The 10,673-nt window shown below is 47.6% G+C and carries 5 protein-coding genes and 1 tRNA gene; 1 reads left to right on the plus strand and 5 read right to left on the minus strand.

Annotated elements, in window-relative coordinates; all coding sequences use genetic code 11:
* Positions 1-4 precede the first annotated feature (4 nt).
* From DB398_RS13205 to rimP, 4 genes are all read right to left on the minus strand, one after another.
* The gene (locus tag DB398_RS13205) at positions 5-1,795 is read right to left on the minus strand and encodes a hypothetical protein (protein WP_108424926.1); all 1,791 of its coding nucleotides are present in this window, start codon (positions 1,793-1,795) and stop codon (positions 5-7) included.
* 364 nt (positions 1,796-2,159) lie between these two features.
* Positions 2,160-4,922: a translation initiation factor IF-2 gene (gene infB / locus DB398_RS13210; RefSeq protein WP_108424927.1), complete on the minus strand. Its 2,763-nt coding sequence runs from the start codon at positions 4,920-4,922 to the stop codon at positions 2,160-2,162.
* Between the two features lie 41 nt (positions 4,923-4,963).
* Positions 4,964-6,196 carry a transcription termination factor NusA gene (gene nusA / locus DB398_RS13215; protein WP_108424928.1) on the minus strand — a complete coding sequence of 411 codons (1,233 nt, stop codon included), beginning with the start codon at positions 6,194-6,196 and terminating at the stop codon, positions 4,964-4,966.
* A gap of 12 nt (positions 6,197-6,208) precedes the next feature.
* Positions 6,209-6,670, minus strand: coding sequence for a ribosome assembly cofactor RimP (gene rimP, locus DB398_RS13220; RefSeq protein ID WP_108424929.1), 462 nt, complete (start codon positions 6,668-6,670; stop codon positions 6,209-6,211).
* Between the two features lie 339 nt (positions 6,671-7,009).
* Between rimP and DB398_RS13225 the strand changes: the two genes are divergently transcribed.
* A complete protein-coding gene (locus DB398_RS13225; protein WP_159076436.1) occupies positions 7,010-10,426 on the plus strand; it encodes a PA14 domain-containing protein in 3,417 nt (1,138 codons plus the stop codon).
* 58 nt (positions 10,427-10,484) lie between these two features.
* On the opposite strand, the gene DB398_RS13230 is transcribed toward DB398_RS13225, so the two are convergent.
* Positions 10,485-10,556: transfer RNA gene (locus tag DB398_RS13230), tRNA-Gln, on the minus strand.
* Positions 10,557-10,673: the final 117 nt, after the last annotated feature.

Raw genomic sequence — 10,673 nt, forward strand, 5'->3', positions numbered from 1 at the left:
TAAATTATTTACAACTATTGAACATATATACCCCAAACAATTCATCCACGTAATTTTCTGTAGTATTGGTATGTTGGCTTTTTATTCTTTCTTTCCAAGTATGTGGACCACGCGAGGTGTTGAGGGAAGTTTGGATTTGTCTTAATGAATAACCCCAAACTCGGTCTTTTGGTCTGTTATTCCCGATTTTGGCATTCTGATCATAATTATCTACCAAATCGATTACGATTGGAGTATACTCATAATTACTTCCGTGACTAATTATTTGCAGTTGTTTTTCAGAGTTATAAAGTTTTTTGTTTACATCACTGCTAAAGCGATCTATATTTTTTGATCCAATATAGGTTGAACTTAAATTTTTATACCTATCGTTGGTAATTACAGTTTCCACTCCAGTAGCCCAACTTTCCGCCATAGTTTGCAAAGTGCAACCTATACCCCTCAAGTTTATAAAAAAAGTTCTGTCCATTCTATAATGACTGGCATGGGTCATCTCATGGGTCACCAAAGCGTAAATTTCATCGCTTGCCATTACCCTTCCATCATCCAACCTGCCCACTCTTATTTCGGAATGGGGTATTAGACTAAAGCGTCCACCTGGGTTGAGATCCAAATGATCTCCCGCTTCGCGGTCATATTTTGCGCTTATCCGCAACCAACTTTGGTTGGGATGGTGCAGCCCAAATTTGCCCACCGCCCTGTCATAAAAATCATAGGCTGCATTGTGCACGAGGGCATAAAACTGGCTTCTACCATAAGAAAAATGCTGGTTCCACGACTTTTCTTTATAGGTGCTCGTCCCTCGGTGCCTGGCCTCCACAAAAACTGTCCCGGCCATGATCCTGAATTTCCGAGACGGATTGTTGAAATACACGGCATATTTTACCCGTTTGGTACTGGTACTGCTCGTCCGGAACTCGCCATTTTGGTTCGTGTAGGCCCTGCGGATCACCACAAGGCCCCATTTGCGCACCTTTACCTCGGCCCCTGCCACACCCACTATCTTGTTCACCACATCTTCCTTCACGGTGATCTTTCCGTCGGGGTTCCAACTGCTACGGTTGGCCAAAATTTCCTGTTCCAATAAGTCCTCTACGGAGGCAAGGTCCATAATGAGGTCCTTTTGTTCGTACCCCAATTGGGCCGCCTCTTCATAGCTGTAGAGGGTAGCGGTGGTATCGTTGGGCAGGAAGAACCGGAGCACCGCCAGTTCATCCTCATCCAGATTGTTGGTCAACTTTAAGGCCTCAAGCTCCAGATACTCGAACACCTCTCCGTTCTCATCCACAGTGAGGATATCCTTGGTGGTCTTGTTCACGGGCTGCTTCACCACGATCTCCCCTTCCTCTGGAGCATCTTTGCTCACGTCCGGGGCAAAATAGTAGTTGTCCAATCTTTCACCATGCAGACCCTCAGGGATAGCATAATCGTAGGGCACTACGGCATAAAGGTACGATGGTGCATCGGGGTTTTCGTCCCCAACATAGTTGGGGTCGTCATAATAGTCCCCTTCTTGCTCAACTTTTAGGTGCAGGGGTATGTTGGATACCTGCAGCACGGTATCGTTGATCAACAGGTTGTGCTCGGCACTGTCCTTGGGCAGAAAACGGTAATAGTAGTGTGAAGGGACTATTTCGATGTCGTCCCCATCCTTAAAAATCTTTGCCAATTTACTGGTCTTGGAATTCTTCTTTAGATTGAAGATTAGATTGTCGAAGGCCGTCTGCATATTGTCCACGGTATAGGGAATGTCCAGGGAATCGCCCAGAACGATCTTGGCATGGTCAGCATCCACAACCTGAATTTCTTTAGGGAAAGCAGTAGGATTTTCTTTTTCGCAGGACTGGGACAGGGGCCCCCAATACGATTAGGGTCAGGAGCGGGAGATGGTTTTTCATCTTCATAGGTGTGTCGATTTGGGAAATGGATTTTACGGATCAAAAAGTACTTCACTTTTTGAAAGAAAACCCTGCAAATTGACGGATGCCCACTTCCAATTGACGGATGGGTACTTTCAATTGATCGGTGTAAAATATGGATGGTCGGATGCCATGCTCTTGAAGCCTTCAACGGAATCCAAATCATAGAAAATCACCAAAAAAAGAAATATAAAAAATCCCGCCTTGAGCGGGATTTTTTATAACTATCTGTTTGTGCTGTTACAGCTTTTTCTTCACTGCCACTTCTTGGTAGGCCTCTACTATATCGCCCTCCTTGATGTCGTTGTAGTTTTTGATCTGCAATCCACAATCGTATCCTTTGGACACTTCCTTCACATCGTCCTTGAAGCGTTTCAAAGACGCCAGTTCACCGGTGTAGATGACAACTCCGTCACGAATGAGTCGAATGTGGGAGTTCCTAAAGATCTTACCACTGGTGACCATACATCCTGCAATGGTTCCAATCTTGGATATCTTGAAGGTTTCCCTGATTTCCGCATTACCCGTAACCTCTTCTTTGATTTCTGGGGACAACATTCCTTCCATCGCATCCTTAAGGTCGTTGATCGCGTCGTAGATGATGGAATACATACGGATATCGATTTCTTCCTTATCGGCAACCTGACGGGCATTGCCCATCGGTCTTACGTTAAATCCTATGATGACTGCATCGGAGGCGCTGGCCAGCAATACATCGGACTCGGTAATGGCACCAACTCCTTTATGGATGATGTTGACCTGAATCTCATCAGTGGACAGTTTCTGGAACGAATCCGTAAGTGCTTCCACGGAACCGTCCACATCCCCTTTGAGGATAATGTTCAATTCTTGGAAATCACCCAAGGCAATTCGTCTTCCAATTTCATCCAGGGTAATATGCCTTTGTGTCCTAACGGATTGCTCACGTTGCAACTGGGAACGTTTTGCGGCAATTTGTTTCGCCTCACGCTCGTCCTCCAACACATTGAACCTATCCCCAGCCTGTGGTGCTCCATCCAGTCCCAAAATGGATATGGGTGTGGACGGACCTGCTGCCTTCACGCTCTTTCCACGTTCATCGTGCATGGCCTTGACCTTACCACTACAGGTACCGGCTAGTACGTAATCCCCTATTTTCAAGGTTCCGGACTGTACCAAAATGGTGGATACATATCCCCTTCCCTTGTCCAAAAAGGCCTCTACTACGGTTCCTGAAGCCAGTTTGTCAGGATTGGCCTGCAATTCCAACAGTTCTGCTTCGAGCAATACTTTTTCCAAAAGTTCCTTCACTCCCTGACCTGTCTTTGCAGAAATGTCATGGGATTGGATCTTACCTCCCCAATCTTCCACCAAAAGGTTCATTTGGGCAAGACCTTCCTTGATCTTGTCAGGGTTGGCCGTGGGCTTGTCCACTTTGTTGATGGCAAACACAATAGGTACGCCAGCCGCTTGGGCATGACTGATGGCCTCCTTGGTCTGTGGCATGATATCGTCATCCGCAGCGACCACAATAATGGCGATGTCGGTGACCTGTGCCCCACGTGCACGCATGGCGGTAAACGCCTCGTGGCCTGGAGTATCCAAGAAAGTGATTCTTTGACCGTCTTCCAAGGCAACCCCGTAGGCACCAATGTGTTGGGTGATACCCCCACTTTCGCCCGCAATCACATTTTCCTGCCTGATGTAATCCAAAAGGGATGTTTTTCCGTGATCCACGTGACCCATCACCGTAACAATGGGCGCCCTTGGCTTCAAATCTTCCGGAGCATCCACCTGTTCCTCAATAGATTCCTCTATTTCAGCCGTGACAAATTCCACTTCGTAACCAAATTCATCAGCTACGATGGAAAGGGTCTCCGCATCCAGACGTTGGTTCATGGTCACCATGATACCCAACGACATACAAGCTGATATGATCTTGGTGGAGGGAACATCCATCATGGTTGCCACCTCGTTCACCGTAACAAACTCTGTCACTTTCAAGGTTTTGCTTTCCAGCTCCTGTTGTTCCAGATCTTTTTCGGTCTGTTGACGGTGCTGGTCCCTTTTCTCCCTTCTGTATTTGGCTCCTTTGCCCTTGGCGGATTTTCCTTGGAGTTTTTCCAAGGTCTCCCTCACCTGCTTTTGTACTTCTTCTTCCGTGGGTTCCACTTTGGAAATTGGGCCACGTTGTCCTTTTCTTCCTGCTCCAGGTCCGGTTCCTACTCCTCCCTTATTGTTGTTGTTAGGGCGATTGTTTCCGGGCTGCGGACCATTCTTGACAATACGTTTTCTGCGCTTCTTCCTATCCGAATTGGGGTCTGAAGCTCCTGCAGCTGATTTCTGATTGTCCTCTTTTTTCTTCTTTGGCTTGTTGAACTGGGAAAGGTCTATCTTGTCCCCAGTAATCTTGGGACCGGTAAGTTTTTGGTATTGGGTCTTGATGGTTTCCGGCTCCTTGGGCTGTTCTTCCTTGACCTCTTCTTTGACCGGCTCTACCTTTTCTTCCGGTTTTTCCTTTACTTCTTCAACTACCGCTTCTTGCTTTTGCGGCTCTTCTTTGGGCTGTTCTTCTTTTTGGGCAACTACGGGCTCTTCAACCTCTTTTACTTCTTCTACTACCTGCTTTGGCTCTTCTTCTTTCGGTTGGCTCGGCTTTGGATCCAAGTCAATCTTGCCCACGGTCTTGGGACCGGTAAGCTCGGCCTTGGCCTTGATCACCTGTTGTTCTGCGTTTCGCTTCTCCCTGGCCAACCTGCGCTCTTCCTGCTCTTGTTCCATTTGGACCCGAATAGCTTCCTTCTCCTTGCGCTTTTCCTCGCCCACTTCTTTGGAAGCTACCTTTTTGCTCTTGTCCGTTTGGAATTCATCCAACAGTACCTGATACACCTCATCGGATATTTTTGTTGTGGGACGCGCCTCTATCTCATGCCCCACAGAGGTGAGATGATCCACTGCCCTATCCAATGAAATGTTCAGTTCCCTAAGAACTTTGTTGAGTCGTATTGTTGGGTTTCCTGCCATAAATTGTTTTACTTGCCCTAAAATTCGCTGCTAATATAAGTCTAATCTTCAAATTCTTCCTTGAGGATGCGTACGACCTCGCGGATTGTTTCTTCTTCTAGATCGGTTCTTTTGATCAAATCGTTGACATCTTGTTCCAAAACACTGCGGGCGGTGTCCAGTCCAATCTTCTTGAACTCTTCGATCACCCAGCTTTCTATTTCGTCGGAGAACTCGGTCAATTCCACATCTTCTTCCACTCCTTCGCGGAACACATCTATTTCATAACCAGTCAACTGACCTGCCAATCGTATGTTATGCCCTCCCCTACCGATGGCCTTGGAAACCTCCTCTGGCTTTAGGTATACTTGGGCCGTTTTTTTCTCGTCGTTCAGTTTAACGGACGACACCCTAGCCGGACTAAGGGCACGGGTCACCATCAACTGTGCATTGTTGGTCCAGTTGATCACATCGATGTTCTCATTGCCCAACTCCCTCACGATACCATGGATCCTAGATCCCTTCATACCCACACAGGCCCCTACGGGATCGATCCTGTCATCATAGGAATCCACGGCAACCTTGGCTTTTTCGCCTGGGATACGGACCGCTTTTTTGATGGTGATCAGTCCATCGAACACCTCAGGAATCTCTTGGAAGAACAATTGCTCCAAGAAAACAGGAGAGGTCCTGGACATGATGATGGTGGGCTTGTTGCCTTTCAGCTCCACGCTTTCGATGACACCTCTTACGTTGTCGCCTTTGCGGAAGAAATCGGATGGGATCTGCTTTTCCTTGGGAAGAATGATCTCATTCCCTTCATCGTCCAACAAAATTACAGCCTTATGTCGAATATGGTGTACCTCTGCGGTATAAATCTCACCTTCCAGATCCTTGAACTGTTTGTAGATGGTGGTATTGTCATGCTCGTGGATCTTGGAAATCAGGTTCTGGCGCAAGGCCAAAATGGCCCTTCTTCCCAAATCGATGAGCTTCACCTCTTCCGATACATCTTCGCCGACCTCAAAATCGGGCTCTATCTTCCGTGCTTCGGAAAGGGAGATCTCCTCATTGGGGTCTTCCACTTCCCCATCTTCCACGACCACGCGGTTTCTCCATATCTCCAAATCCCCTTTGTCCGGGTTGATGATGATATCAAAATTGTCGTCAGAACCAAACTTCTTCTTTAGGGCACTTCGGAACACTTCTTCCAAAATGGCCATAAGGGTCACCCTGTCTATAAACTTATCGTCCTTAAACTCCGAAAAGGATTCGATGAGCGCTAGGTTTTCCATTAGCTACTACAATTAAAATTTTAATATGACTTTTGCTTCTTTGATATCAGAAAAGGCAATGTCCTGCTTTTTCTGTACGGTAACTTTCCCTTTCCCTTCAGGCTTGGGCTCGCGGGCCTTCCACTCCAAGGTAATATTATTTTTCGAGGTTTGGACCAGCGTGCCTTCCAATTCTTCGGCCCCTGTCCTCACCTTTAAAATCCTACCAATATTCTTGGTGTACTGACGCGGATACACCAAAGGTGATGTGGCCCCTGCGGAGGTGACTTCCAGTGAAAAATCCTCTTCTTCACGGTCCAGGTTGTGCTCAATGGCACGGCTGATGTCCATGCAATCCTTGAGGTTCACCCCATTGTCTCCATCCAATACCACCCTGATGGTGTTGTCGCCACCCATCGTAAAATCAATCAAAAACAAGGATGGACGCTCTTCCAGGGCCTCGTTCAACAGTGATTCCACTTTTTCCTTCAGCATAACAATTCAGAATAAAAGAGGGGACTCGAAGTCCCCTCATGAATACTTGTATATCCGTTCAGTGGTGCAAATATACAACAAATATTACCGTTTGTGCAACCCCCTTTCCATCAAAGACTTTCTTTGCCCCATATTTAACATGGGCGTCTTTAAAAACCCTTGGACCATCGACCCCAAAAAATCCTTCTTTCGCTTAGCAGACCCTCTCTCATCGACAAAATACCGTGTAGGAAACCATAGGTATCGATCGTTTACCATAGCTATTCCCTCATTTCACAACAAATATTTTCCATGGAGTTTCTCCCGATTAGTTTTGTACTTGAAAAATTATGTTTGGTCATGGGAATATGCTCTATTAGTGGACGTTCGGCTCGTGGTTTTGCCATTGGCAGGATTGTCTTTTTTGTATTTTTTCTGCAAGGGACCTTGTCCCTGTTTTCCCAGACCACGCTTTGGAGCGAAACCTTCACCTACAGCAACAATACCCAAAATGGCACAGCCACAGGCCCCTCCGCCACCAGCTGGACCACCAATAAAGGGAACAGCAGTCTATCCGTACAAGGCAATGAACTGAGGGGCAGAAATTTAGGCTCTGAAGGAACTTGGCAGGTAAACCCTATTGACATCAGTGGATATTCCTTCGTCAGTTTCCGTATGAATACAAGGGTCAACAACCCAGGCCAAATGGAGGATGGCCAGGACCATTTTATCGGGGAATACCGGTTGGATGGCGGTTCTTGGCAGCAATTCGTGAACGTTTCAGGGTCCACATCAAACCCTTTGAACACTTCGTATTCCGTCAATCTATCCACATCGGGAAACTCCACGCTGCAGATCAGGGTCCGCATGGACAACGACGCGAACAATGAACACTATTACATTGATGATGTTATTGTAGAAGGTATTTCGGGCATTTGCAATGGTGAGGTTGACTTTCAGTTTTATGACAGTTCCCCCTCGGGAAGCACAGTGGACAATATTCCAACAAGCGGATACCAGAGCAACGGTACCATTTCAACCTTCAACGTAAGCACCTTACAAAACCAAGAGGACCCCGGGGATGCTGACAACTTCAGTATCCGTTATACAGGTTATATCCAGATAGACACCCCAGGCTCCTACACTTTTTATACCACATCGGATGATGGTTCCAAACTATACATCGATGGCACTCAAGTCGTGAACAATGATGGCGCCCATGGTTCCCAGGAAAGGTCGGGAACCATCACGTTGACCTCTGGTCTACATGACATCACCGTACTTTTCTTTGAAAATGGTGGAAGTGAAAACCTGTCCGTACAATATCAGGGACCCTCCATTTCAAAACAGAGCATTCCATTTTCCAAGCTCTATTCCAACTGTTCCGTCTCATTACCCGACCTTGACGGGGACGGAATACCTGATGAAGTGGACATAGATGACGACAATGATGGTATTTTGGATATCGATGAATGCGGTGGCGCCACCGGAAACTTTGTACAGACCGCGACCAATGTGCAATATTTCAACAATCCGGCCAATGCGGAGGGAAATCCCGGGACCACATATGCTGCAAACTCGACTTCGACCTATCAAGGCCAATCCATCATATCCTTGCAGTTTGCCCAAGTCATACCAATGGGAACCACGGTTAGAGTGTTTTTATCGGCTGCACCCGGTCTTTCTGGTGACGGATTTTCGGATATGCAGGTTCAATACAATAATGGCAACTATTTAGCCGATGCAAACAACATCCCACCCGGTTCCATAACGGAAATCACTTTTACGGTTTCACAAAGCAATTTTCAATCATTTAGAGTATTGGCTTACCAACTTGGTGCTAGGGTTCATGGCGCAAGCTATGGGGCCACGGTGGATTGCACCACTGTGGATACCGATGGGGATGGCATTCCCAATTATCAGGACCTGGACAGTGACGGGGATGGTATTCCCGATAATGTGGAGGCACAGGCCTCATTAAATTATATTGCCCCATCGGGCACAGATGCCAATAACAATGGATTGGACGATGCCTATGAAGCCGCAGGGATTTCCCCTGTTGACACTGACGGTGATGGAATCCCCGATTTTATGGACACCGATAGTGACAACGATGGCACCAACGATACCTCTGAGGCCGCTTTGACCCTCTTGGGCACCGATAGCGATGGTGATGGCCTCGACAATGCCATAGACACCACAAGTGATTACAGCGACCCAGGGGGTAGAATTGACAATCCACTGAACACCAATGGCGGTTCACTGATGCTTCCCGATTCCGATGGCGATGTAGCCTCGGGCGGGGACCTGGATTTCAGGGACGATACTGACGATGGCAACCAACCACCGTCCATTACTGCGAGCGGGGATCAAATATTTTGCCCCGGCGACCCAATTGCCGTTGTGGAGAGCGTTTCCATTACCGATCCCGACAGCAGTACTTTGGAAGCCATCTATATCCAGATCACCTCCAATTACGACAACACAGGCGACCTATTGACCCTGACCGGTTCACACCCCAATATTACGGCCAGCTGGAGCGCTCCCGAAGGAAGATTGACCTTGGAGGGACCAGCAACTTTGGCCGAGTTTGAGGCGGCGGTGAGCGCAGTCATGTTCCAGACCACGGCCACTGTTGCCGGTGGGGACACCAGAAGCTTTTCCATAGTGATGAACGAAGCCAATTATTTGGCCTCCACAGGACATTATTACGAATATGTACCGTCACTGGGGATAACTTGGACATCGGCCCGGGATGCCGCAGCTTTGCGCAACTTCTATGGACTGCAAGGATATTTGGCCACCATTTCCATTCAAGACGAATCCGACCTTTTGGGGTCTCAGGCACCCGGTGCCGGATGGATCGGTGCCAGCGACGCAGCCGTTGAGGGTGATTGGTATTGGGTAACAGGTCCTGAAGCGGGCACCTTGTTCTGGAGAGGAAATGCGGGAGGTACTGCATTTGCCTATGAGTTCTGGAACGGTGGTGAACCCAATAATTCAGGGGATGAAGATTATGCACACATCACCGCTCCAGGAGTGGGCGCACCTGGTTCGTGGAACGACCTTTCCAATACCGGAGCGGCCAGTGGCGACTATCAACCCAAAGGATATTTGGTGGAATACGGCGGCATGCCCGGCGACCCACCCGGTCCAAATATCGCAGCAACTACTTCCATAACGGTAGAGAACGTTGCTCCCACCGCAAGTAACCCTGCCCCTATCAGTGTTTATTGTTCCGATGACATCCCAACCCCTGATGTGACCGTGATCACGGATGAGGCAGACAATTGTGACCCAGACCCTACTGTCACTTTTATAAGTGATGTGAGCGATGGTGGTTCCAACCCAGAGACCATTACCCGCACCTACAGGATCACTGATGATGCCGGCAACACTTTTGACGTACAACAGACTATCACCGTCACGTCATTTTCAATAACTACACAACCTGTAAACCAAAGCATTGTTGTGGGTGCCAATGGAAGTTTTTCGGTCACCGCAAGTGGCACGGATACCTATCAATGGGAAGTGAGCACAGATGGCGGCGGCAGCTTTGACCCTATTTCCGATGGAGCTGAATATTCGGGCAGCCAAACAGCCAATCTTACTGTAACTGCACCCGATATGGGCAAAAATGGATATGTGTTCCGTGTTCAGGTCTCCGACTCAACGGCCTCGTGCGACCCCTTGATTTCCAACGGCGCAGTGCTTTCCCTGAGCGTGGGAACCGTCATCACCAATAGGAAGATAACCTATAGGGTGAACAAGAACTAGTAGTTTACATTGCAATAACATAAAAAAAGCCCCCGAAATTTTTTCGGGGGCTTTTTTGTTGGCCTACTAGGACTCGAACCTAGAATGACTGAACCAAAATCAGTAGTGTTGCCAATTACACCATAGGCCAGTACCATATAAAAGCCAAACTTGATTCAGCTTTTGAGCGTGCAAATTTATAACAAACTTTGGTTTCAACAAATATTTTGGCAAGTTTAAAACCTATTTTTATCATACTGCGCTGTTA

Origin of the sequence: Flagellimonas amoyensis, assembly GCF_003058265.1 — a bacterium.
Classification (GTDB): domain Bacteria; phylum Bacteroidota; class Bacteroidia; order Flavobacteriales; family Flavobacteriaceae; genus Flagellimonas; species Flagellimonas amoyensis.